The organism is Streptomyces sp. NPDC044571 (assembly GCF_040647115.1).
In the GTDB taxonomy this organism is placed as follows: Bacteria; Actinomycetota; Actinomycetes; order Streptomycetales; family Streptomycetaceae; genus Streptomyces.
This window is the reverse complement of record NZ_JBEZBN010000012.1, coordinates 1-23,508: the sequence shown is the minus strand read 5'-3', so window position 1 is coordinate 23,508 and position 23,508 is coordinate 1. Positions and strand designations below refer to the sequence as shown.

The 23,508-nt window shown below is 69.8% G+C and carries 19 protein-coding genes and 1 pseudogene; 10 read left to right on the top strand and 10 right to left on the bottom strand.

Going from position 1 to position 23,508, the window contains the following annotated elements:
- Positions 1–134: 134 nt before the first annotated feature.
- Both dnaN and dnaA read right to left on the bottom strand, forming a co-directional pair.
- Positions 135–1,265: a DNA polymerase III subunit beta gene (dnaN, locus tag AB0B01_RS08875; RefSeq protein ID WP_361714530.1), complete on the bottom strand. Its 1,131-nt coding sequence runs from the start codon at positions 1,263–1,265 to the stop codon at positions 135–137.
- 864 nt (positions 1,266–2,129) lie between these two features.
- A complete protein-coding gene (dnaA, locus tag AB0B01_RS08870) occupies positions 2,130–3,878 on the bottom strand; it encodes a chromosomal replication initiator protein DnaA (protein WP_361714527.1) in 1,749 nt (582 codons plus the stop codon).
- A 355-nt stretch (positions 3,879–4,233) separates the two neighbouring features.
- Here dnaA and rpmH point away from each other — a divergent pair, with 355 nt between their 5' ends.
- The 9 genes and pseudogenes from rpmH (at position 4,234) to AB0B01_RS08825 (ending at position 10,787) form a co-directional block, all read left to right on the top strand.
- On the top strand, positions 4,234–4,371 hold the full coding sequence (gene rpmH / locus AB0B01_RS08865; RefSeq protein WP_018547628.1) for a 50S ribosomal protein L34: 138 nt from the start codon (positions 4,234–4,236) through the stop codon (positions 4,369–4,371).
- Positions 4,372–4,392: 21 nt separating this feature from the next.
- Complete coding sequence (gene rnpA, locus AB0B01_RS08860; RefSeq protein ID WP_361714524.1) at positions 4,393–4,767, top strand: ribonuclease P protein component; 375 nt, start codon at positions 4,393–4,395, stop codon at positions 4,765–4,767.
- Positions 4,764–5,018, top strand: a pseudogene (gene yidD / locus AB0B01_RS08855) (membrane protein insertion efficiency factor YidD); the annotation flags it as partial. The gene rnpA and the pseudogene yidD, both read left to right, overlap by 4 nt.
- 30 nt (positions 5,019–5,048) lie before the next feature.
- On the top strand, positions 5,049–6,152 hold the full coding sequence (yidC, locus tag AB0B01_RS08850; RefSeq protein ID WP_361714521.1) for a membrane protein insertase YidC: 1,104 nt from the start codon (positions 5,049–5,051) through the stop codon (positions 6,150–6,152).
- 15 nt (positions 6,153–6,167) lie between these two features.
- Positions 6,168–6,680, top strand: a complete 513-nt coding sequence (locus tag AB0B01_RS08845; protein WP_030153171.1) for a R3H domain-containing nucleic acid-binding protein — start codon at positions 6,168–6,170, stop codon at positions 6,678–6,680.
- Between the two features lie 113 nt (positions 6,681–6,793).
- On the top strand, positions 6,794–7,534 hold the full coding sequence (gene rsmG / locus AB0B01_RS08840) for a 16S rRNA (guanine(527)-N(7))-methyltransferase RsmG (protein WP_356845644.1): 741 nt from the start codon (positions 6,794–6,796) through the stop codon (positions 7,532–7,534).
- 288 nt (positions 7,535–7,822) lie between these two features.
- Entirely contained in the window at positions 7,823–8,938 is a 1,116-nt protein-coding gene (locus tag AB0B01_RS08835; RefSeq protein WP_361714517.1) for a ParA family protein, read from the top strand.
- Positions 8,935–10,041, top strand: coding sequence for a ParB/RepB/Spo0J family partition protein (locus tag AB0B01_RS08830; RefSeq protein ID WP_361714514.1), 1,107 nt, complete (start codon positions 8,935–8,937; stop codon positions 10,039–10,041). The genes AB0B01_RS08835 and AB0B01_RS08830 overlap by 4 nt, the downstream gene beginning before the upstream one ends.
- A gap of 128 nt (positions 10,042–10,169) precedes the next feature.
- Positions 10,170–10,787 carry a GNAT family N-acetyltransferase gene (locus AB0B01_RS08825; RefSeq protein WP_361714766.1) on the top strand — a complete coding sequence of 206 codons (618 nt, stop codon included), beginning with the start codon at positions 10,170–10,172 and terminating at the stop codon, positions 10,785–10,787.
- Between the two features lie 91 nt (positions 10,788–10,878).
- Here AB0B01_RS08825 and trxA read toward each other — a convergent pair whose 3' ends face one another.
- The 7 genes from trxA to AB0B01_RS08790 all read right to left on the bottom strand — a co-directional run bounded on the left by trxA (position 10,879) and on the right by AB0B01_RS08790 (position 20,429).
- Positions 10,879–11,220, bottom strand: a complete 342-nt coding sequence (gene trxA / locus AB0B01_RS08820) for a thioredoxin (RefSeq protein WP_356845641.1) — start codon at positions 11,218–11,220, stop codon at positions 10,879–10,881.
- Positions 11,221–11,288: 68 nt separating this feature from the next.
- Positions 11,289–12,248, bottom strand: coding sequence for a thioredoxin-disulfide reductase (trxB, locus tag AB0B01_RS08815; protein WP_361714512.1), 960 nt, complete (start codon positions 12,246–12,248; stop codon positions 11,289–11,291).
- Between the two features lie 124 nt (positions 12,249–12,372).
- On the bottom strand, positions 12,373–13,296 hold the full coding sequence (locus AB0B01_RS08810) for a hypothetical protein (RefSeq protein ID WP_361714510.1): 924 nt from the start codon (positions 13,294–13,296) through the stop codon (positions 12,373–12,375).
- Positions 13,293–13,994 (bottom strand): RNA polymerase sigma factor SigM, encoded by a 702-nt coding sequence (gene sigM, locus AB0B01_RS08805; protein ID WP_361714507.1) that lies wholly within the window; start codon positions 13,992–13,994, stop codon positions 13,293–13,295. Before sigM ends, AB0B01_RS08810 begins: the two co-directional genes overlap by 4 nt.
- A 101-nt stretch (positions 13,995–14,095) precedes the next feature.
- Positions 14,096–15,817 (bottom strand): protein kinase family protein, encoded by a 1,722-nt coding sequence (locus AB0B01_RS08800; protein ID WP_361714504.1) that lies wholly within the window; start codon positions 15,815–15,817, stop codon positions 14,096–14,098.
- 117 nt (positions 15,818–15,934) lie between these two features.
- Entirely contained in the window at positions 15,935–18,118 is a 2,184-nt protein-coding gene (murJ, locus tag AB0B01_RS08795) for a murein biosynthesis integral membrane protein MurJ (protein ID WP_361714501.1), read from the bottom strand.
- A 46-nt stretch (positions 18,119–18,164) separates the two neighbouring features.
- Complete coding sequence (locus AB0B01_RS08790; RefSeq protein ID WP_361714499.1) at positions 18,165–20,429, bottom strand: DUF6049 family protein; 2,265 nt, start codon at positions 20,427–20,429, stop codon at positions 18,165–18,167.
- 185 nt (positions 20,430–20,614) lie between these two features.
- Between AB0B01_RS08790 and AB0B01_RS08785 the strand changes: the two genes are divergently transcribed.
- The gene (locus tag AB0B01_RS08785) at positions 20,615–22,081 is read left to right on the top strand and encodes a CCA tRNA nucleotidyltransferase (RefSeq protein WP_361714496.1); all 1,467 of its coding nucleotides are present in this window, start codon (positions 20,615–20,617) and stop codon (positions 22,079–22,081) included.
- Between the two features lie 44 nt (positions 22,082–22,125).
- On the opposite strand, the gene AB0B01_RS08780 is transcribed toward AB0B01_RS08785, so the two are convergent.
- Positions 22,126–23,418 (bottom strand): MFS transporter, encoded by a 1,293-nt coding sequence (locus AB0B01_RS08780; protein ID WP_361714493.1) that lies wholly within the window; start codon positions 23,416–23,418, stop codon positions 22,126–22,128.
- Positions 23,419–23,508 lie beyond the last annotated feature (90 nt).

Genomic DNA, 23,508 nt, shown 5'->3' with positions numbered 1-23,508 from the left:
GACTGCCGGGGCGCCCAGCCTCCGAGCCTACGCCGGGCCGTGCCGCACGGCCCAAGGGCGCTCCGCTCACGGGACGGGCGAACGCCGTCGGGCCCGGCCCGCAGTCTGCGAGACCGGGCCCGGTGCAGACGGTGTCAGCCGGACAGCCGGACCGGCATGATCAGGTACTTGTACGCCTCGTCGGCCTCGGCGTCGACCGCGGGGCGGCCGCTGAGCAGCGCCGGCTTGGTCGAGGTGGTGAAGCTCAGCTGCGCGGCCGGGGAGTCGATCGCGCTCAGGCCGTCCAGCAGGAAGGTCGGGTTGAAGGCGATCGAGATGTCGTCGCCCTCCAGCGTCGCGTCGACACGTTCCACAGCCTGTGCATCGTCGCTGGAGCCGGCCTCCAGGATCAGCACGCCCTGCTCGAAGCTGAGGCGGACCGGGGTGTTGCGCTCGGCGACGAGGGCCACGCGCTTGACGGCCTCGACGAACGGGGCCGTCTCGATCACGGCGATGGAGTTGAACTCCGTCGGGAACAGCGTGCGGTACTTCGGCAGGTCGCCTTCGAGCAGACGGGTCGTGGTGCGGCGGCCGGCGCCCTCGAAGCCGATGAGGCCCTCGCCCGCGCCGGACCCCGACAGCGCCAGGGTGACGGTGTCACCGCTGGTCAGGGACTTGGCGGTGTCCAGGAGCGTCTTGGCGGGCACCAGGGCCACGGCCGAGGCGTCCGGGTTCTCCGGCTTCCACAGGAACTCGCGGACCGCGAAGCGGTAGCGGTCGGTCGAGGCCAGGGTGACGCGGTCGCCCTCGATCTCGATGCGGACACCGGTCAGCACGGGCAGCGTGTCGTCGCGGCCGGCGGCGATGGCGACCTGGGCGGCGGCCGAGGCGAAGACCTCGCCGGGCACGGTGCCGGTCGCGGTCGGCATCTGGGGCAGCGCCGGGTACTCCTCCACAGGCAGGGTGTGGAGGGTGAACCGGGAGGAGCCGCAGACCACGGTCGCCCGTACACCGTCTGTGGAAATCTCCACGGGGCGGTTGGGGAGGGCGCGGCAGATGTCGGCCAGCAGGCGGCCGGAGACCAGGACGGTGCCGTCCTCCTCGACGTCCGCCTCGACCGAGACGCGGGCCGAGACCTCGTAGTCGAAGCCGGAGAGGGACAGCATCCCGTCCTCCGCCTTCAGCAGCAGGCCCGCGAGGACGGGCACCGGCGGCCGGGCCGGGAGGCTGCGGGCCGCCCAAGCCACCGCCTCCGCGAGTACGTCGCGTTCCACCCGGATCTTCACCGGAACCGCCTCCTGCTGTCGCTCGCTCGTCTGCCGGCCTGTCGTCGTCGGCCTCGGTGTCTCGATGGCTCGCTGCCGTCGGGGCCTCGATGCCGGGGACCAGTCTGACGTACGGCGCCGACAGTCGGTGCTGCTGGCGGTCAAATCGGGAGCAGGGCTTCGGGGCGGGCTTCCGGCGAGTTGTGCACAGGACCCGCTTGAAAACCGAAACCGGCCTCTCTCTCCATGGGGGTAGTAGTAGGGCCTGTGGAAACGGTGGATAACCCCGTTCCCGCAGGTCAGACCCCGTTTTTTATCCACCGGCCCTGTGGGCGGCACCGGTGGACAACCCAGGGGTGCTGTGGAGAAACAAAAGTTCTGCACAGGCCGTCCCCAGGTGACCCGCACTACTCCACAGGTGTGTCCCCAGCTTTCCCCAAGTACTCCACAGCCCAAACGTCGACTTCCGTGTGACCGCTTTCACTCGGGGCGGTGAGAGGGGGTGGCCGGTTGCCGAACAGTGGACAAGGGTGTGGGTAAGTCGTCGCATCCTGTGCACAGGATGCGGGAACCTGTGGGTCGACGGTGGACAACGGCGTGGACAGCCCTGTGGACGGAAGTTCTGTCCACAGGCTGTGGATAGTGGTTGCGCACAAATACACAGCCGACTGACCAGGGCTGATGGTGCCTCAACCGGCAGCCCTGTGGACAGATTGTGGGTGACGGAACCCGTCCCCAGGGTGTGGACGGAAGAAAGTCCGTGAATCTGTGGATGAGTTGCTCTCCAGGGGGCGTATTCGAACAGGTCAGGGGCGCGCGAACGAAAGAGGGCGCCCCCGGAGTGACCCGGGAGCGCCCTCTGAAAGCGTGCGGAGGAGCGGTGGCTCAGCCGTTCTTGATGCGGTTGGTGAGCTCGGTGACCTGGTTGTAGATGGAGCGCCGCTCCGCCATCAGGGCCCGGATCTTGCGGTCCGCGTGCATGACGGTGGTGTGGTCGCGGCCGCCGAACTGCGCCCCGATCTTGGGCAGGGACAGGTCCGTGAGCTCCCGGCACAGGTACATGGCGATCTGCCGGGCGGTGACCAGCACACGGCTGCGTGAGGAGCCGCACAGGTCGTCCACGGTGAGGCCGAAGTAGTCGGCGGTGGCCGCCATGATGTCCGAGGCGGTGATCTCGGGTGCGGAGTCCTCGCCGCCCGGGATCAGGTTCTTGAGGACGTCCTCGGTCAGGCCGAGGTCGACCGGCTGCCGGTTCAGGCTCGCGAAGGCGGTGACCCGGATCAGCGCCCCCTCCAGCTCCCGGATGTTGCGGGAGATCCGGGAGGCGATGAACTCCAGTACCTCCGGCGGGGCGTTGAGCTGCTCCTGGACGGCCTTCTTGCGCAGGATCGCGATACGGGTCTCCAGCTCGGGCGGCTGGACGTCGGTGATCAGGCCCCACTCGAAGCGGTTGCGGAGCCGGTCCTCCAGGGTGACGAGCTGCTTGGGCGGCCGGTCGGAGGACAGCACGATCTGCTTGTTGGCGTTGTGGAGCGTGTTGAAGGTGTGGAAGAACTCCTCCTGCGTCGACTCCTTGCTCGCGAGGAACTGGATGTCGTCGACCAGCAGGATGTCCATCTCGCGGTAGCGCTTGCGGAAGGCGTCGCCCTTGCCGTCGCGGATCGAGTTGATGAACTCGTTGGTGAACTCCTCGGAGCTCACGTAGCGCACGCGGGTGCCGGGGTACAGGCTCCGCGCGTAGTGCCCGATGGCGTGCAGCAGATGCGTTTTGCCAAGTCCCGACTCCCCATAGATGAAGAGGGGGTTGTACGCCTTCGCGGGCGCCTCGGCGACGGCCACCGCGGCGGCGTGCGCGAAGCGGTTGGACGCGCCGATGACGAAGGTGTCGAAGAGGTACTTGGGGTTGAGCCGCGCGGTCGGCTCCAGTGGGCCCGAGGTCGAGCCGCCGGAGGGGGCGGGCGGCGACGGCCGGCCGGGGGCCGGGCGCGGGGCGGACTGCTGCTCGTACTGGTGGGTCTTCTGGGAGTCGTACGGGGACTGCTCGTACTGCTGCTGCTCGTAGGAGCCCTGGTCGTAGCCGCCGCTCTCGGGCTGCTGGAGGTACCCGGGCTGCGGGGAGGCGTACGGATCGCGTTCGGGGAAGCCGCCGAGGCGCTGCTGCTGCCAGCCGTAGTCCTCCTGCTGGCCGCCGCGGGGCCAGGAGCCGGGCTCGGGGCGCGACTGCTGGTAGTCCGGGTAGGCGGGGCGGGCCGAAGGGAGCTGGTCGTCGGGGCCGCCGTGGCCGCCGGGACGCTGGCCGCCGTAGCCGTCGTACGCGTCGCCGCCGCGCTGCGGGGCGGGGGCGGGCGGGGCGGGCTCGCCGGCGGAGTCGTCGACGGTGATGGCGATACGGATCGGGCGGCCGCACTCACGGCTGAGCGCGTCGCTGATCAGGGGCGCGAGGCGGCCTTCGAGGACTCGCTTGCCGTACTCGTTGGGGACGGCAAGGAGCGCCGTGTCGGCGACGAGGGCCAGCGGCTGGCAGCGCTCGACCCACTGCTTGTCCTTCGGCTCGATGGCCTGCTGCCCCTCCCCGAGGAGCTTTTCGAGCACCCTTGGCCACACTGCGGCAAGATCGGCAGGTACGTCAGCCACAGAGCACGCTCTCTCACAGGGGTCCCACGAATGTGTGGTTCTTTGGGACGGTCGGGACAAAAAATCCAGGGTCAGACAACGGTAGTCAGCCCAACGGGTACGGTTCAAGTCGTTGTCCACAGCCTGTGCACAGCGCGGGGCGCTGCCGCCTCGGTTTGACCGGATGGCGTAGCCGCGCGTACCGTAACGAGGTCGAGTTGTCGATGGCTGCTGCCGCCTGCCTACCGATGGGCGAAGATCACTGATCGTGATCGTTTAGCGGTGCCACTCGGGCGAACACGCGAGTTTCCTCGTGGGCGCACGGTGACAGCCAGGCGATGTCCCGCCACAACGATTCATTCTCTGGAGCCCCCGAGTGAGCAAGCGCACCTTCCAGCCGAACAACCGCCGTCGTGCCAAGACCCACGGCTTCCGCCTGCGGATGCGTACCCGTGCCGGTCGCGCGATCCTGGCGAACCGCCGCAGCAAGGGCCGCGCCGCCCTCTCCGCGTAACAACGCGCAGGTCGTGACGTCGTGCTGTCTCCCGAAAATCGGCTGAGGCGGCGCGAGGACTTCGCGAGCGCGGTGCGCCGAGGGCGCCGGGCCGGTCGCCCGCTCCTCGTCGTCCACCTACGTACAAGCGGTGCAACGGACCCGCACGGGCCGGGGGAGACTCATCCCTCGACGCGTGCGGGTTTCGTCGTCAGCAAGGCTGTCGGCGGCGCGGTTGTACGCAACCGGGTCAAGCGTCGTCTGCGTCACCTCGTACGCGAGCGGCTCTCCGGGCTGCCCGCCGGTAGCCTGGTGGTGGTGCGGGCGTTGCCCGGTGCGGGTGAGGCCGGCGTCGACGAATTGGCCCGGGACCTGGACGCCGCTTTGCTGCGGCTCCTGGGAGGCGCGGCTCGATGAAGTACCCGCTGCTCGCTTTGATCAAGCTGTACCAGTGGACGATCAGTCCGCTGCTCGGGCCGGTGTGCCGTTATTACCCCTCGTGCTCGCACTACGGGTTCACGGCCATCGACCGGCATGGTGCGGTGAAGGGGACGGTTCTGACCGCCTGGCGGATCCTGCGGTGCAATCCGTGGTCCGCCGGTGGGGTTGATCATGTCCCACCTCGTAAACGCCCGCGTTGGCACGAGCAGCTGCGCAGTGCGTTGCGTAGATCTCGCAATGCTCAAGGAGCCTGATTAGTGGACACGATTGCCAGTCTGTTCAGCTTTATCACCACGCCCGTCTCGTGGATCATCGTCCAGTTCCACAGCCTGTACGGCGCGATCTTCGGCGCGGACAGCGGGTGGGCCTGGGGCCTGTCCATCGTGTCCCTGGTGATCTTGATCCGTATCTGCCTGATCCCGCTCTTCGTGAAGCAGATCAAGGCGACGCGCGGCATGCAGGCGCTCCAGCCGAAGATGAAGGCGATCCAGGAGCGCTACAAGAACGACAAGCAGCGTCAGTCCGAAGAGATGATGAAGCTGTACAAGGAGACGGGTACCAACCCGCTGTCCTCGTGCCTTCCCATCCTGGCGCAGTCCCCGTTCTTCTTCGCGCTGTACCACGTGCTCGCCGGCATCGCGAACGGCAAGCCGATCGGTGAGATCGACGGCCCACTGCTGGAGAGCGCGCGCAAGGCGCACATCTTCGGCGCCCCGCTGGCCGCGAAGTTCATGGACAGCGAGGAGAAGGTCGCGGCGCTCAACGCCTCGCTGACCGACGTCCGGATCGTGACCGCGGTCATGATCATCCTGATGTCGCTGTCGCAGTTCTACACCCAGCGTCAGCTGATGCAGAAGAACGTCGACCTCTCGGTCAAGACGCCGTTCATGCAGCAGCAGAAGATGCTGATGTACATCTTCCCGCTGATCTTCGCGTTCATGGGCATCAACTTCCCCGTGGGTGTCCTCGTCTACTGGCTGACCACCAACGTGTGGACCATGGGCCAGCAGATGTACGTGATCAACCAGAACCCGACGCCGGGCAGCAAGGCGCAGGACCAGTACCTGACCCGCCTGCTGAAGCACGTCAGCACGCACGGCGACGTCAAGGGGCGGGGCAAGAAGAAGATCGTCGCGGCGATCGTGGCCAAGGGTCCGGACCGCAACGACAACGAGCGCAAGTTCATCACGTCTCTGACGAAGCAGGGGCTGGCCGCCCAGCCGGACGGTTCTGTGATCAAGAGCGTCGTGGCCACGGCCGACGCGGACTCGGCGAGCGGCAGTGCGCCCAAGCGGCAGCAGCCGAAGCGGCAGACGAAGGCGCAGCGCCAGACGCCCCCCAAGCCCTCTTCCAAGAAGTAAGAAGGAGTCCCTCCCGTGACGGAAGGCACCACCACCGCCGCCGCTGAGAGTGGCGACACCCTGACCCGCCTTGAGCAGGAGGGTGAGATCGCGGCCGACTACCTTGAGGGTCTGCTGGACATCGCCGACCTGGACGGTGACATCGACATGGACGTCGAGGCCGACCGGGCCGCGGTGTCGATCGTCAGCGACTCCGCCAGCCGTGATCTCCAGAAGCTCGTGGGTCGCGACGGAGAGGTGCTGGAGGCTCTGCAGGAGCTGACGCGCCTCGCCGTGCACCGCGAGACCGGGGACCGCAGCAGGCTGATGCTGGACATCGCCGGCTTCCGGGCGAAGAAGCGCGAGGAGCTGGCGGCCCTGGGCGCCCAGGCCGCGGCGGACGTGAAGGCGTCCGGCGAGCCGCTGAAGCTGGCGCCGATGACGCCGTTCGAGCGCAAGGTCGTCCACGACGCCGTGGCGGCCGCCGGTCTGAAGAGCGAGTCCGAGGGCGAGGAGCCGCAGCGCTTCGTCGTTGTGCTCCCGGCCTGACCGCACGTCTGAGTGTTCGGCCCCGTCTGTCTCGCAGGCGGGGCCGATGTTTGTCAGCCTGACAGTGCCGGTTCGGGCGGTGTCAGGCAGAGCAGTGCCCTTTTTCACGATCCATGCGGTACGGAAGGACGGTCCCCGTGACGGAGGCAGCGGAGCTTCCCCCGGCGCCTGAGGAGGCGCGCGCGGTATTCGGCGAGTTTTTCCCGGAAGCTGTGCGGTACGCGGAGCTGCTGGCGGACGCGGGGGTCAAGCGCGGCCTGATCGGGCCGCGTGAGGTACCGCGACTGTGGGAGCGGCACCTGTTGAACTGTGCGGTGCTCTCGGAGGTGGTGCCCGAGGGCGTCACCGTGTGCGATGTGGGTTCGGGCGCCGGCCTGCCCGGTATTCCGCTGGCCCTGGTGCGTCGGGATCTGAAGATCACGCTGCTGGAGCCGCTGCTCCGGCGGACGACGTTCCTCCAGGAGGCTGTGGAACTGCTCGGGCTGGACCATGTCACGGTGGTGCGTGGTCGGGCCGAGGAGGTACTCGGCAAGGTGCAGCCGGTGCACGTGGTGACGGCGCGGGCGGTGGCCCCGCTGGACCGGCTGGCCGGCTGGGGTGTACCGCTGCTGCGTCCCTACGGGGAGATGCTGGCGCTGAAGGGCGACACCGCCGAGGAGGAGCTGGTGGCGGCGAAGGTCGCTCTGGCGAAGCTCGGTGTGGTGAAGACCTCGGTCCTCCAGGTGGGCGAGGGTGTGGTGGATCCGCTGTCCACCGTGGTCCGCGTGGAGGTCGGGGAGAGCCCCGGCGGGGTGCGGTTCGCGGCGAAGCGTGCCAAGGCGGCCAGGGTGGGGCGTACGCGCAGGCGTCGTTGATCCTCGGCTCTTCGGTCTTCGGCCCTTCGCCTCCAGTGATCCCCGGCCTGCCTTTTCGGGGGCGTTGGGCCCTATAGGTATGGATTTCGGAGTGTCGTAGCGGCCCCGAGACCCCGTCCGGGCATCGTGTTTCACGTGAAACGTCGCTCTCTGCTGCACGGAATCATCAGCCGCGGTCGTGCGGCTGCGTCCCCGCTTCACCGGAAGGAGGAAGGGGGGACGGAGTTGTCCACATCGGTGGATTCATCCACAGGAGTACGGGCCCCGCTGGTTCGCGACCCCGGTGCCATGGCAGGCTCTGTTCATCGCGAGCCTGATGTCGAGGAGAGTGACACCGTGCGGTCCGACGCCAACCTCGCGGGGCCGATGGCCGACCCGGTCCCCGGTCCCCGCTCTGCATTGACGGATGTGGACGTCCCACCAGGGGCATCCCCAGCGGTGGCTGGGGGAGAAACACCGCCCCCGCCCCTAGTGGACAACGACACGCCCATCGGCCGTGCCGCCCAGATGGCGGTGGAAGCCCTCGGACGCGCCGGTGACGGGCTGCCCCGACCGGCCCAGACGCGGGTCATCGTGGTGGCCAACCAGAAGGGCGGCGTAGGGAAGACCACGACGACCGTGAACCTGGCGGCCTCCCTGGCCCTGCACGGCGCTCGGGTCCTCGTGATCGACCTGGATCCGCAGGGCAATGCCTCGACGGCCCTGGGCATCGATCACCACGCGGATGTCCCGTCGATCTATGACGTGCTCGTGGACAGCCGACCGCTGCTGGAGGTCGTCCAGCCTGTGGTGGACGTGGAGGGGCTCTTCTGTGCGCCGGCCACGATCGATCTGGCCGGCGCGGAGATCGAGCTGGTGTCGCTGGTGGCGCGTGAGAGCAGGCTCCAGCGAGCGATCCAGGCGTACGAGCAGCCGCTGGACTACATCCTGATCGACTGCCCGCCCTCGCTGGGACTGCTCACGGTGAACGCCCTGGTGGCCGGAGCCGAGGTACTGATCCCCATCCAGTGCGAGTACTACGCCCTGGAGGGGCTGGGCCAGCTGCTGCGTAATGTGGACCTGGTCCGGGCCCACCTGAATCCGACGCTGCACGTCTCGACGATCTTGCTGACGATGTACGACGGCAGGACCAGGCTGGCCTCGCAGGTGGCCGAGGAGGTGCGCACGCACTTCGGCAACGAGGTGCTGCGGACGAGCATCCCGAGGTCGGTGCGGATTTCCGAGGCACCGAGCTACGGGCAGACGGTGCTCACCTATGACCCGGGTTCCAGCGGTTCCCTCTCCTACCTGGAAGCGGCACGGGAGATCGCGCTGCGAGGGGCCGGAATTCATTACGACGCCCAGCGCGCCCACACGGGCGCGGGCATGAACAGCACGCAGAGCATGGCGGAGGGGATCCAGTGAGTGAGCGACGTAGGGGTCTGGGGCGGGGGCTCGGCGCGTTGATCCCCGCGGCGCCGCAGGAGAAGACGCCGGCGGTGGCCGTTTCGGGGTCGACGTCCCCGTCGGCGGTGCCCGTGTTGACGTCGGAGCGAGGGATCGCGGCGGCGAAGCTGGCTGCGCTCGCGCAGGCCGGATCGGCGGTAGCGGGCGATGTTTCACGTGAAACATCGGCGGTTGCGGTGGTGGCCGAGCCGGAGAAGGCCGAGTCCGACACCAACAGCGTGGCGGGAGCGACCTTCGCCGAGCTGCCCATGGACGCGATCACGCCCAACCCGCGGCAGCCCCGAGAAGTGTTCGACGAGGACGCACTGGCGGAGCTGGTCACCTCCATTCAGGAAGTCGGTCTGCTCCAGCCGGTGGTGGTGCGGCAGTCGTCTCCCGGCCGCTATGAACTGATCATGGGTGAGCGCCGGTGGCGGGCGTGCCGGGAGGCCGGACTGGAGCGCATCCCGGCGATCATCCGGGCGACGGACGACGAGAAGCTGCTGCTGGACGCCCTGCTGGAGAACCTGCACCGGGCCCAGCTGAACCCCCTGGAGGAGGCGGCCGCCTACGACCAGCTGCTCCAGGACTTCAATTGCACCCACGACCAGCTGGCAGACCGGATCGGGCGATCGCGTCCGCAGGTGTCGAACACCCTGCGCCTGCTGAAGCTGTCGCCGTCGGTGCAGCGGCGGGTGGCTGCCGGTGTCCTGTCGGCGGGGCACGCGCGGGCGCTGCTGTCGGTGGAGGAGTCCGAGGTCCAGGATCGCCTGGCACACCGGATCGTCGCCGAGGGACTGTCGGTGCGGGCGGTCGAGGAGATCGTCTCCCTGATGGGCTCCGAGAACTCGGTGGCGGTCAAGCCGAGGGGCCCTCGGGCCGGAGCCCGCGTGGCCCCGGCGCTCAGTGAGCTCGCAACCCGGTTGTCGGACCGCTTCGAAACCAGGGTGAAGGTGGACCTGGGTCAGAAGAAGGGCAAGATCACCGTCGAGTTCGCCTCGATGGAGGACCTGGAGCGGATTCTGGGAACCCTGGCACCGGGTGAGGGCCGGGTGCTGGAACAGGGACTGTCCGGGGAGTAGAGCCCAGGGGCACCGAGGGGCGGGTCATGCCGGTGGAAGCCGGCGCGGCCCGCCTCCTCGTTTGCAGGGGGCCGGCACCGTCTCATTGTGCGCTCGAAGAACGAATCGCCTGTGGATACCATGCGGTCATGGGGCGTCGGTTGGTACCACTCACGCTGGACAACCTCCAAGACCTGCCTCCGCGTTGCAGGTCCTGTGTGTTCTGGGAGCTGGATCCGGTCACCGGGGAAACCGCCGTCAAGGCGGGGAACTCGGCGCTGGAAAAGGAGGCGTGGATCTCGGCCGTCCTGCTGGAGTGGGGTTCATGCGGCCGGGTGGTCTACGTGGACGACGTCCCCGTGGGGTTCGTCTTGTACGCACCGCCCGCTTATGTGCCGCGGTCCACGGCCTTTCCCACCAGCCCGGTGTCTCCGGATGCGGTGCAGCTGATCACTGCGTGGATCATGCCCGGATACCAGGGTCAGGGGCTGGGACGGGTGATGGTCCAGACGGTGGCGAAGGATCTGCTGCGGCGGGGTTTCCGTGCCATCGAGGCGTTCGGTGATGCCCGGTGGGAGCGGCCGGCCTGTCTGCTGCCGGCGGATCACCTGCTCGCGGTCGGCTTCAAGACGGTGCGTCCGCATCCGGTGCACCCACGGCTGCGGCTCGAACTGCGTTCGACGCTGTCGTGGAAGGAAGACGTGGAGATGGCGCTGGACCGGCTGCTGGGTGCGGCGCGGAAGGAGCCCGCGCTGCGACCGCTGTGAGCTGCCGGGTACGGGAACGGGGCCGCCCCTTGAAGGGGCGGCCCCGTTTCACGTGAAACATTCCCGGCCACCGCCGGGTGGGCTCCGACCGTCAGGCGGTCTTGACCTCGATGAAGCCGTCCAGGTCGCGCAGGATGGCAGCCTTCGGCTTGGCGCCGACGATGGTCTTCGCGACCTCGCCGCCCTGGTAGACGTTCAGCGTCGGGATGGACATGACGCCGTACTTGGCAGCCGTGGCCGGGTTCTCGTCGATGTTGAGCTTGACGATCTCGATCTGGTCGCCGTACTCGGCCGCAATGGCCTCAAGCGAGGGAGCGATCTGGCGGCACGGACCGCACCAGGCTGCCCAGAAGTCCACCAGTACGGGCTTCTCGCTCCTGAGGACTTCGGCGTCGAAGTCGGCGTCGGTCACGTTCTTGAGGGTGCCGGCCACAGCGGCCTCCTAATTCTTCCTGCGGGGTGTGGGGTTGTGCGGTGGGGGGGGTGTCTGAGGGTCTCGGATCAGACCGTCGCGTGGGCCTTCTCGGCGTCCGCGAGGGCGGCGAGGAAGCGCTCGGCGTCGAGGGCAGAGGCGCAGCCGGTGCCCGCAGCGGTGATGGCCTGACGGTACGTGTGGTCCACGACGTCGCCGGCGCCAAACACGCCGGTGAGGTTGGTCCGCGTGGAGGGTGCCTCGACCTTGAGGTAGCCCTCCTCGTCCAGCGCGAGCTGGTCCTTGAACAGCTCGGTGCGCGGGTCGTGGCCGACGGCGATGAAGAGGCCGGTCACGGGCAGCTCGGAGGTCTCACCGGTCTTGGTGTTGCGCAGGGTGAGGCCGGTGAGCTTCTGCTCGCCGTGGATCTCGGCGACCTCGCTGTCCCAGGCGAACTTGATCTTCGGGTCGGCGAAGGCGCGGTCCTGCATGGCCTTGGAGGCGCGCAGCGTGTCGCGGCGGTGGACGATGGTGACGGACTTGGCGAACCGGGAGAGGAAGGTGGCTTCCTCGATCGCGGTGTCGCCACCGCCGACGACGGCGATGTCCTGGTCCTTGAAGAAGAACCCGTCACAGGTCGCGCACCAGGAGACGCCGCGGCCGGAGAGCGCGTCCTCGTTGGGCAGCCCCAGCTTGCGGTGCTGCGAACCGGTGGCCACGATGACGGCCTTGGCGTGGTGGACGGTGCCCGCGGTGTCCGTGACGGTCTTGATCTCACCGGTGAGGTCCACGGCCACGATGTCGTCGGGGACGAGCTCGGCGCCGAAGCGCTCGGCCTGGCCGCGCATGTTGTCCATGAGGTCGGGGCCCATGATGCCGTCCTGGAAGCCGGGGAAGTTCTCGACTTCGGTGGTGTTCATCAGCGCGCCACCGGCGGTGACGGCGCCTTCGAAGACCAGCGGCTTGAGCGAAGCGCGTGCGGTGTACAGGGCGGCGGTGTAACCGGCCGGCCCGGAGCCGATGATGATCACGTTTCGTACGTCGCTCACGGGTTTCTTCCTCGTCTCTGTGGACTGCGCGCTGCTTGCCGGGGGCCGGTGTGGAGTCCCACCCGACCCAACGGATCCTACGGCGCATGCATTCCCGGCCCGTCCCGGTACGGACCCCAAGCTGTCAGCTTCGGGGGTAGGTCCTGGTCAGCAGCAGCTTGCCGGGGGCGGCCGCCGCCGAGTCCCGGCAGCCTGCGTCCACGAGGTAGGCGTCGACCCGGGCGGGCTCGCCGGGGTGCGGCAGAACGAGCAGATAGACGGGCGTGCCTTGGTAGTTGCCCTGTTCGGTGGCGAGTGGGTGGTCCGGGCGGCCGGTGGCGTCCTGGACACAGGACGGGACCGGTTCGGCGGCGGCCCGGTCGCCGGGGGCGAGCCCCGGGCCGGGGCTGGTGGTGTCCGTCCCGTACGTGTTGTTCTCGCCGGGTGCCGTCTTCGCGGTCTGCCCGGGCGTGAGGAGGCGGTGGACGCTCTCCTTCAGGCTCTGGGCGGTATAGCCACCGCCGACGGGAGCCTCCGCGGATGAACTGGTGCCGGAGTTGCGTGCGGCGGTGTCCGGCTCGTTCGGGCCGAGCAGGTTGCCGGCCAGGAAGATTCCGAGCGCACACACGGCGGCCCCGGCGAGGCCGGTGAGGACGGCGATCCTGCGGCGGGCCCGACGGCGGCCGGGGCCGGTTGCGCCGACCGGGTGACCGGCCGGGCGCGGGGTGGCCGGACCCGCGGGCGCTGCGGATGTTTCACGTGAAACATCGCGCGGGGCTCGGGGAGCGTCGGCGGGGGCGGGCCGGGGAGTGGTGGAGTCGAGCAGCGCCTCGGCGGCGAGGGCGGCGTCGATGCGTCCCGAGACGTCGGCGGGCATACGGGGCGGCCCGGGCAGGGTGCCGAGGAGGGCGCGGATCTCCTCCAGGGACGCGAGGACGTCGGCGCACAGGTCGCACTCGGCGAGGTGGCGCCGGACTTCGGCGGTCCGGACCGGGGAGAGGAGTCCTTCGGTCAGGTCGGAGATCTCCGAGACCTCCGGGTGCCGGATCGTGCCGGTCGTGGGAGTCACGTTCGTCCACCTCCGCCCTTCACCGTGTCTGCGTCTGGCGCTGCCTGACTGGGGTCTGCCGCTGGTGGGACGGCTGCCCCCGGCGTCCGGTTCCTTCCCCGCTCGGCGTCGCTGTTATCCACGGCATTCGAGCGCAGATGAGTGACCAGCGGGACCAGTTTGGCCCGGCCGCGTGCGCATCGGCTCTTCACCGTGCCAGGGGGGACGTCGAGGATGCGGGCGGCTTCGGCGACGGGGTATCCCTGCATGTCGACGAGGACCAGAGCGGCCCGCTGGTCCGCCGGGAGGGTGCTGAGGGCGGCGAGGAGCTGGCGGTGGAGGTCATGGCGTTCCGCGGGCGCCTCGGCGGACTCGTGGGGCTCCAGGAGGTGCTCCAGGCGGTCCGTGTCGTCCAGGGGCGCAGTCCGGCGGGAGGCGGCCTTGCGGGCCCGGTCGATGCAGGCGTTCACGGTGATGCGGTGCAGCCAGGTGGTGACGGCGGATTCGCCGCGGAAGGTGTGGGCGGACCGGTAGGCGGAGACGAGTGCGTCCTGCACGGCGTCGGCGGCTTCCTCCCGGTCGCCGAGGGTGCGCAGCGCAACGGCCCACAGCCGGTCCCGGTGGCGGCGTACGAGCTCCCCGAAGGCCTCCGGATCTCCGGCCACATGCCGGGCCAGCAACTCCTGGTCGCTGTCCCCGCTGGTCGTCGCGTCGTGCATCACACCTCCCCTCCGGAAGGGAGAGTACGGGTCGGGCGGGACGAATACGAGGGCCCGCCGCGTCGGCGGCGCAGCGGGCCCGGCGGTGTCGCGGTCCGGTCTTATTCGGCCGTACCGAGCACCTTGATCTCGTTGATGCCGCCGCGGTAGCTGTCGCCGCCCTCGGAGGGCAGGGCCGTGATGTGGATCAGCAGGTAGCGGGTCTTCACCGGGGTCTGCAGGGTCGTCTTCAGGTCCTTCCCCGTGTTGCCCAGCTTGACGATCTCGTGCGGGAAGTCCGAGAGGGAGCGCGCCGAGGCGGCTTCCGGGGAGGCGGCCCGCACCTCGATCTTCTGCCCCGCCGCATACAGGCCGACCTCAAGGCCGGCCACTTCCTGGGCACTGCCGAGGTCGACGATGATGCCGCTGCCGTCGTCGTAGCTGGGCAGGTTGCCGAAGTTGGGGTAGCCGCGGAAGTGCAGGGTGACCCAGGCGGTCTCGGCGTCGCCGTCGACGGCCTTGCCCACGTCGCCTGCCTTGATCGGATCCTTTCCGAAGACCGTGGCGTTGCCGATGGGCAGCGGCTTGCCCGGCTTGATTTCCTTGGGGGCGTCGTCGGGCTTGGTCTGCGGGTTGGAGCCGCTGTTGCCGGAGCCCCCGTTGTTGCGGTCGAGAAGTGTGTCGGCGAGCTGCCAACTGCCCAGACCCAGGGCGGCGATCAGCAGTGCCGCGACAGCCCACTTGAGGGCCTTGCCGGTGCGGCTCTGCAGCGGTGGCGGGGGTGTGACGGCGACGGTCTGGGTGGCGGGCATGCCTGCGGGCATGGGCCGGCCGTAACTGCCCTGCTGGTAGGTGGTGTGCTGGTACTCGGGGGGCGGGGTGAACGCGGGCTCCGGCGGCCGGATGCGGGGCATCGCGGCGACGGCCTTGGCCAGTTCCTCCGGAGTGGTGCAGGGCGGCTCCTGGCGGGAGGCCGTGGCGCCGTCGTTGGCGAGGGCGCGCATCGCCAGCTCTCCCAGGCCCCGGTGGACGCCGGCGCGGACCTGGTCGGGGGCGAGGAGACCGACGCCCTTGGGCAGGCCGGTGAGACCGTAGGCGTCGTTCTCGTACGGCCAGCGCTGGGTGAGCGCGGCGTAGAGCAGGGCGCCGATGGCCTCGGTGTCCGTGCGCTGCGGGGTGTCACTGGTGATCCCGCGCAGGGCCGCGTTCACGGCGAGGCCGCGGATGCGGTATTGGCCGGTGGAGGTGCGCAGTATCGCGCTGGGGGTCAGGCGCAGATGGGCCAGGCCCTCTCGGTGCGCGGCGGCCATGGCCTGGGAGACCTGGCTGACGAGCTGGTAGGCCTCGTGGGCTTCGAGGGGACCGGAGGCGAGGAGGGTGGTCAGTTCGGTGGCGTCGGGCAGCCACTCGTGGACCACGTAGACGAGGTCGTTCTCCTCGACGGCGTCGAGGACGTGGACGAAGCGTGGGTCGCCGAGCAGGGCGGAGGAGCGCGCGGCGGCCAGGACGGCGCGGGCCCGCGGGTGGTCGGCGGGGAGCAGGTGGACGCCCACGGCCCGGCGCAGCTTCTCGTCCATGGCGCGCCAGCTGCTGAATCCGTCCAGACGGGTGACGCACTCTTCCAGGCGGTAGCGCCTGGCGAGCTTGTGGCCGCTGTGGAGTTCGGGTACGGCTGCGGGGGCCGTTTTTCTGCGTTCGCCGTCCTTGTCGGGCATGGATCCGTCCGCGGCTCGTCCGTTCTGGGTGTCCACCCCGTCGGCCGTGGCCTTCGCCGCATCTGCGGCCAGCGGCTTGTCGCCGCTGTTGTCGGCCACGTCGACGGCAGCCGTGCTACGTTCCGCCACCGTCGTTCCTGCCTCCCCATCCGTTACGCGCTGTCGGCCAGTCTGCGAAGCCATGCCAATTGTGCCCACAGTCCGGCCCTATGCACGACACGCGAAAGGGTCCGACGGTTGTGCGCATCAGCGCCCCAGGCGTCCACGGACCATGCCGACCATGGCGTTGAGCTCTTCGATCCGCATCCGCTTGGCCGCGACGAGGAACACGACGGCCAGAGCGACGCCTCCGGCGGCCAGCGCGGCAAGGGAACCGGTGACTCCGCTGCCGAGCCACTGCGTGACCGCGTAGGCCGCGGCGCCCGCCACGGCGGCGGCGGGGACGCACGCGCCGGTGAGGCGGGCGTAGGTGCGCATGACGTGGGCACCGTCCAGGTCGCCGCCGAGCCTGTTGCGCAGACGGCGCCAGGCGACACCGACGCCGACGGTGTAGCCGAGGCCGTAGGCGGCGGCCATGCCGACCACGGCCCAGCGGGCGGGCAGCACGAAGAACGCGGCAGTGGAGACGGCTGCGTTGACGCCGGCGACGATGACGGTGTTGTAGAAGGGCGTACGGGTGTCCTCGTAGGCGTAGAAGCCGCGCAGGACGACGTACTGGACCGAGTAGGGGATCAGGCCGAGGCCGAAGGCCATCAGGACGTAGCCGATGTTGCGGGCGCCCGCGCCCGAGCCGGCGTAGAGCAGGGTGGCCATCGGGACGCCGAGGGCGAGGAACGCGAAGGCGCAGGGCACGATCGCGACGGCCGAGGTCCGCAGGCCGTAGGAGATGTCGTCGCGGACCGCGGCGGCGTCACCGTCGTGCGCCGAGCGGGAGATGCGGGGCAGCACGGCCGTCATGACGGAGACGGTGATGATGGCTTGCGGCATCTGCCACAGCAGGAGCGCGTAGTTGTAGGCGGTGATGCCGGTGCCCGGGTGGCCCTGCTTCTCGGCGACGGATCCGGCCCAGGTCGCGAGCTGGGTCACGACGACCAGGCCGACCTGGTTGGCCAGGACGAAGAAGAACGTCCACTTCGCCAGGCGGGCGGCCTTGCCGAGGCCGTGGCCCCTCCAGTCGAAGCGCAGCCGCGGGGTGAACCCGGCTTCGCGCAGGTAGGGCAGCATCGCGAGGGCCTGGACGGTCAGGCCCAGCAGGGTGCCGATACCGAGGAGGCGGATGCCGTCGGCGGTCACGGTGGTGGCGCTCACCCCGGAGGTGGTGAAGCCTCCGAACGCCCAGATGAAGGCGCCGAACGTCGCGATGACGACGATGTTGTTGAGGACGGGGGTCCACATCATCGCGCCGAAGCGGCCGCGGGCGTTGAGGATCTGACCGAGGACCACGTGGACGCCCATGAAGAACATGGTGGGCAGGCAGTAGCGGGCGAAGGCGACCGCCACGTCCATCTGGTGGGGGTCGGAGGCGATCTTCGGCGACATCATGGTGATGAACACCGGTGCGGCGAGGACGCAGAGGGTGGTGATGGCGGCCAGGAGGACGACGACCAGGGTCAGGAGCCGGTTGGCGTAGGCCTCACCCCCGTCGCTGTCGTTCTTCATGGCCCGGACGAGCTGCGGGATGAAGACGGCGTTGAGGGCGCCGCCGCCGACCAGCACGTAGATCATCGTGGGCAGGGTGTTGGCGATCTGGTACGTGTCGTTGAACGTGCCGACGCCGATGGCTCCGGCGATGACCAGGGTCCGCAGGAAGCCGGTGATGCGGGAGACGATGGTGCCGGCGGCCATCAGGGCGCTGGACTTGAGCAGGCTGGAAGCGCGCCCTGCGGGCTTGCTCGGCGCCGGGACGGCGAGCGGGGGCTCGTCGGCGGGCGTGCCGGGCGTCGCCTGCTGGTCCCGGTAGAGGTGGGCGAAGGCGTCGGGCTCGGGCTCGGGTTCCTCATCCTCCGCCGCCTGGCTGACCAGGGAGTCCACGCCGACGAACTGCGTGGTGGCGGGGCGGTCGCCGTAGGGCAGGTGGCGGGAGGGTCCGTCGGGCTCGGGCGGCGGGGTCTGGGCCCATACGCGGGGGTCGGGGGCGTGGGCGGGCGTCTGCGGCGCCCCGTAGAGCGGACCGGGCTCCTGGTAGGTGCCGGGTGGCGGCGGGGGGTGTGAGGCCCGGTCGTAGAGCACCTCGGCGACGGGGTCCTGGGCCGACAGGTCCTGCGAACGGTACGGGTCGTGCTCGTAGGCGTCCTGGAGGTACGGGTCGCGGTCCGGCGCCGGCGAAGGCACGGGAACCTGCCCGGGCACGGGGGTGCCCGGGGCAGTGCCCTGGGAGGGCGCGGGCCCGCCAGTGCCCTGCGCGCGGTCACCGTCGTACGGCGCGTTCATCGAAACCCCACCTCATCGTCCCCAGGCCGACCGGCCACGGCATCGCTCAACGGTCCACTGTCTCACCCGGGCCGGACGTGCCGGTGCTTTGCGGTCCGGTGTCCGGGGTCCCGTCACTCGGCTGCGTGCTCTCCTCGGCGGCCGCGCGGGCCGCGATCCGCTTGCGGCTGGCGTACATCTTGATGCCCGCCAGAACGAGGAGGAGGACGCCGCCCGCGATGACCAGCATCACGGTGGGGGTGATCTCGGTGGCCTCGACGGTGAACTTGCGTTCCTTGCCGTAGGGCACGCCGTCCTTGGTGAAGAGCTGCGCGGTGACCTCGACAGGGCCGCTCGCGGTGGCGTTGGCGGTGAACTTTACCGTCTGGCTGTGACCGCCCTGGACGGTCACCTCCTGCTCTGCCTGCCCGCTGTCGCCGAACATCAGGCGGGTGGGGTTGGCGGACTTCACGCGCAGGACCAGACCGTGCACGTCCTGGACGAGGCTGTTCTGGACGCTGACCGGGATGGTCGCGCTGTGCCCGGAGAGGGTGGCGTCCGACTTGGGGACGACCTTGACCTTCTCGGTGAGGCCGATCAGGTAGTCCTGCACCTGGTCCCGGTAGGGCCGGGCCTCCTCGGGACGGCCGCGCCAGGACGTGGACATCTCCCGGTTGGTGGTGTTGCCGAAGGGGATCTCGACGCGGTCGGGCGCCGTCAGGATCACCTTGAAATGGTCCAGGGTGTTCTGGGTGGTGCGGATCTTCTCGAACGCCGAGACCGGCAGTTCCGTCTTGTGGAGGGCCTCGGGGTACTGCCCGGCTCCCGGGACCTGCGTGTTCACGCCGGTGTCGGGCTTGGCGGCGGCTGCCGCGTCGAGGTCGGCCGGCTGGGTCCAGCGGCCGGCCTGCAGGCCCCGCAGCGCCTCCGCCATCGTCTGGGCCTGGCTGGCGGACGGCATCCGCTGCGGGGTCACGACGAAGCTGCGCTGGTTGTCGGTCTTCTGCAGGTTCAGGGCGAGGCTGTGGGCGAGGAACTGCTGCACGGCCAGGGTGGAGCTCGCTGCGCTCAGCATGTCGCCTTCGAAGGCGGTGGAGAGCTCGGCGTCGGCGACGACGGCCGTGGCCCCCGCGCCGATGGGGCGGGCTGCCGAGGGCGTGTAGCCGAGGGCACCCGTCTCCTGGAGGCTGTCGCTGCGGGTGAGGACGTTGTGGGCGCCGGCCGAGGTGGCGACATTGACGATCGCCGGGTCGATGGCGCCGTCCAGGGGCCAGGCGAAGTCGGTGGACGGAGTGACGTGCAGGACGGTCTCCACGGCCTGCTTCGCCTTGTCGGTGGCGGGCCGGAGCTGGCCCAGGGTGCCCGAGACGTCCTTGCCCTGGTGGGCGAGGGAGGCGATGTCCGGGTCGGCGAACGGCAGGGCGACGACCTTCTTGCCCTGGACGGCCGCCTCCAGGGAGCTCAGCCACTGCTCGGCGACGGCCTTGTTCTTGCCCTGGACGATCCTCCCGTCGGGGGTCCGGTAGCGGTACCCCTTGGTCATGGCGTCGACCGTGTAGAGCAGGTCCGGGTCGATGACCCACGTGACGGGCAGTTCCTTGCCGAGCGAGACCATCCGCTCCAGGCGGCCGCCGGTCCCGAGCTCGGCGGCGAGGGAGTCGTCGAGGAAGACGGGGGTCTGCACCTCGTCAGAGCCGGTCTCCGCGGTCAGGTGCGTGGTGGAGATCAGCGGCCACAGGTAGGTGAGCTGGGAGCGCTTGGCGGCCTGCTCCGGCTGCCAGGGCAGGAAGGTCCGCCTGATGCCGAGGACCTGCTCGTAGGGGCGGCTCTCGGTCTCCCCGGACACGGAGACACCGAGCTGGTACACGCCGTCCTTGTCCAGCTCCAGCTTGGCCACCGGGACCCGCAGGGTGAACTCCTGGCCGGCCTTCGAGGGCAGCGAGGCGATCTTCACGGAGTAGGCCTGGTCGATCTCCGCGGGGTCCGTGCCCGCCCGGAAGCCGCTGCGCTCCGCCGCCTCGTCGATGGAGGACCGGTCCCCCAGCGCAGGACCGACCCGCAGCCCCACGTGGGCGCCGTTGATCGTTTCGCGGCCGGTGTTGACCACGGTGCCGGAGATGGTGAGGGTGTCGCCCTTCACCGGGGCGGTGGGGCTCAGGCCGGTCAGCTGGACGTCGACCGAGGACGTCTCGGCGGCCTGGGCCAGGGGGGCGGGAGAGTAGACCAAAGCGGCGAGCAGAGGTGTCCCGGCCAGCAGGACGATGGTGCGCCGCAGCCAGCGGCGCCGGGCAGGTGCGGGGGAGGTCCCCTGGATGTCTGCCGCCTCGGCCACGCGCTAGCCCGTCCCTCGAAGTGTCAGTGGTCGTCGTCTGTGCGTCCCCGCATGGTAACGAGACCTGCTGTGCGCGAGTGCCGCGCCTTGCTCCACATGATCGGGTCCGGCTCCGGGGCGCCGGAGGGCGGGGTGGCCACAAACAGGGAAGCTCTCGCCGGGCCGGGCACGTACCCTTTTCTGTTGTGCCGAACGCCAACGAAGACAATCCCAGTGCCCTGAGTCAGGTGCAGCGCCGCGCGGTCAGTGAACTGCTGCGGGTCGCCCCTGTCGCCGACGAGCTCGGCCGCCGTTTCCAGGAGGCGGGTTTCCGCCTCGCCCTGGTCGGCGGGTCCGTCCGCGATGCGCTGCTGGAGCGTCTCGGCAACGACCTCGACTTCACCACCGACGCCCGCCCCGAGGACGTCTTGAAGATCGTCCGGCCGTGGGCCGACTCGGTGTGGGACATCGGCATCGCCTTCGGCACGGTCGGAGCCCAGAAGGAAGCCCGCGTCGGAGACGTTGACCGCACCTTCCAGATCGAGATCACCACGTACCGCTCCGAGGCGTACGACCGCACCTCGCGCAAGCCGGAGGTCTCCTACGGCGACTCGATCGAGGAGGACCTGGTCCGCCGTGACTTCACGGTGAACGCGATGGCGGTCGCGCTGCCGGAGAAGGAGTTCGTGGATCCGCACGGCGGTCTGAAGGATCTCCAGGCCGGCGTGCTGCGCACCCCCGGGACCCCGGAGGACTCGTTCTCCGACGACCCGCTGCGGATGCTGCGGGCGGCCCGGTTCGCCGCTCAGCTCGACTTCGAGGTGGCCCCCGAGGTGGTGGCCGCGATGCAGGCGATGTCCGACCGGATCGAGATCGTCTCGGCGGAGCGGGTGCAGGGCGAGCTGAACAAGCTGCTCCTGTCCGCGCACCCCCGCAAGGGCCTGGGGCTCCTCGTGGACACCGGGCTCGCCGCCCACGTCCTGCCCGAGCTGCCCGCGCTGCGGCTGGAGAGCGACGAGCACCACCGGCACAAGGACGTCTACGAGCACTCGCTGATCGTCCTGGAGCAGGCCATCGCGCTGGAGGAGGACGGCCCCGACCTGGTGCTGCGCCTGGCCGCCCTGCTGCACGACATCGGCAAGCCCCGCACGCGCCGGTTCGAGAGCGACGGCCGGGTTTCCTTCCACCACCACGAGGTGGTGGGTGCCAAGATGACCAAGAAGCGCATGACCGCGCTGAAGTACTCCAACGACATGGTCAAGGACGTCTCCCGGCTGGTGGAGCTGCACCTGCGCTTCCACGGGTACGGGGAGGGGGAGTGGACCGACTCCGCGGTGCGCCGCTACGTCCGGGACGCCGGCCCGCTGCTGGAGCGCCTGCACAAGCTCACCCGGTCCGACTGCACCACGCGGAACAAGCGCAAGGCCAATGCCCTCTCCCGTACCTACGACGGTCTGGAGGAGCGCATTGCGCAGCTCAAGGAGCAGGAGGAGCTGGATGCGATCCGGCCCGACCTGGACGGCAACGAGATCATGCAGGTCCTGGGCGTCGGTCCCGGTCCGGTGATCGGCAAGGCCTACGCGTTCCTGCTCGACCTGCGGCTGGAGAACGGGCCCATGGGACAGGACGAGGCGATCGCCGCCCTCAAGCAGTGGTGGGCCGCGCAGGACTGACGGCCGGGCCGTCCGCGCGGGGACTGCCCGCGCGGACGGCCGACTCAGCCTTCGGTCCGGGGGGATGTTTCACGTGAAACATCGCGCTGCCGGGCGAGGAGGACCACGGTCAGGGCGTAGAGCGCGCCGACGCTCACGATCAGCGCGACGGACCGCCCGTCGGGGGGAAGCATCAGCGCGGCCACGGCGGCGGCCCCTACGAAGGCGACGTTGACCAGCACGTCGTAGACGGAGAAGACCCGGCCCCGGTACGCGTCGTCCACACGGAACTGCACGACCGTATCGGTGGAGATCTTGGCTCCCTGGGTGGCGAGTCCGAGGACGAAGGCAGCGACCAACATCGGGCCCGGTGCGAAGAACAGGCCGAGCGCGGGAACCAGGACCGCGGCTCCGCCGGCGCAGGCCATGGTCCAGCCCCGGGTGCCCAGCCTGCCCACCAGCCAGGGGGTGACCACGGCGGCGGCGAAGAAGCCGGCCCCGGAGGCGCCGACGGCGACGCCCAGGAGGGCGAGGCCGTCGGACTCGCTCTCCGACCAGGAGTAGCGGCAGAGCATCAGCAGGGCGACGGTCAGCGCCCCGTAGCAGAACCGCATCATCGTCATCGCGGTGAGTGCCTGGGCGGCGTCCCGCCGCCGGTGCAGGTGTCTCAGCCCCTCGGCCATCCCCCGGACGGTGAGGGCGACTGCTTCCAGGGCCGACGGGTGGGCCGCACCGGGCGGGTGGCCGGGCCCGAGGAGCCCGGCGGCCAGCCTCATGGAGACGAGGGCCGCGCACAGGTAGAAGGCGGCACCGAGCAGGACGACGAGGGCGTTGGAGCCGGAGGCCAGCAGCCGCAGGAGGAAGGCCAGCCCCCCGCCGGCGGTGGCGGCCAGGGTTCCGGCGGTGGGGGACAGGGCGTTCGCGGTGACGAGCTGGTCGGGGGCCACGACGCGCGGCAGGGAGGCCGCGAGCCCGGCCAGCACGAAGCGGTTGACCGCGGTCACGGAGAGCGCAGAGGCGTAGAAGAGCCAGTCGGGAACGTGCGCGACGATCAGGACGGCCGTGACGCAGGCGAGGAAGGCGCGCAGGAGATTGCCGTAGAGCAAGACCTGGCGGCGGCGCCAGCGGTCGAGCAGTACCCCGGCGAAGGGGCCGATCGCCGAGTAGGGCAGCAGCAGGACCGCCATCGCCGAGGCGATGGCCGCGGGCGAGGTCTGCTTTTCCGGGGAGAAGACCACATAGGTGGCGAGCGCCACCTGATAGACGCCGTCGGCGGCCTGGGAGAGCAGCCGTACGGCGAGCAGGTTGCGGAAATCCCTCAGGCGCAGGAGTACGCGCAGATCACGTACGACAGGCATGAGGGCAAGGGTCACACACGCGGAGGGTCCCCGGGGCTATTTCCCCGGGGCCCGCCCCGGGAGTACAGTCGAATACCAAGTGTGGCTTTA

Coding starts and splice junctions, on each gene's coding strand:
- rsmG (WP_356845644.1), top strand. CDS start 6,794: ATGCGGTACGGAAGGACGGTCCCCGTGACGGAGGCAGCGGAGCTTCCC.
- AB0B01_RS08835 (WP_361714517.1), top strand. CDS start 7,823: ATGGCAGGCTCTGTTCATCGCGAGCCTGATGTCGAGGAGAGTGACACC.
- AB0B01_RS08825 (WP_361714766.1), top strand. CDS start 10,170: ATGGGGCGTCGGTTGGTACCACTCACGCTGGACAACCTCCAAGACCTG.
- sigM (WP_361714507.1), bottom strand. CDS start 13,994: ATGCACGACGCGACGACCAGCGGGGACAGCGACCAGGAGTTGCTGGCC.
- murJ (WP_361714501.1), bottom strand. CDS start 18,118: ATGAACGCGCCGTACGACGGTGACCGCGCGCAGGGCACTGGCGGGCCC.
- AB0B01_RS08780 (WP_361714493.1), bottom strand. CDS start 23,418: ATGCCTGTCGTACGTGATCTGCGCGTACTCCTGCGCCTGAGGGATTTC.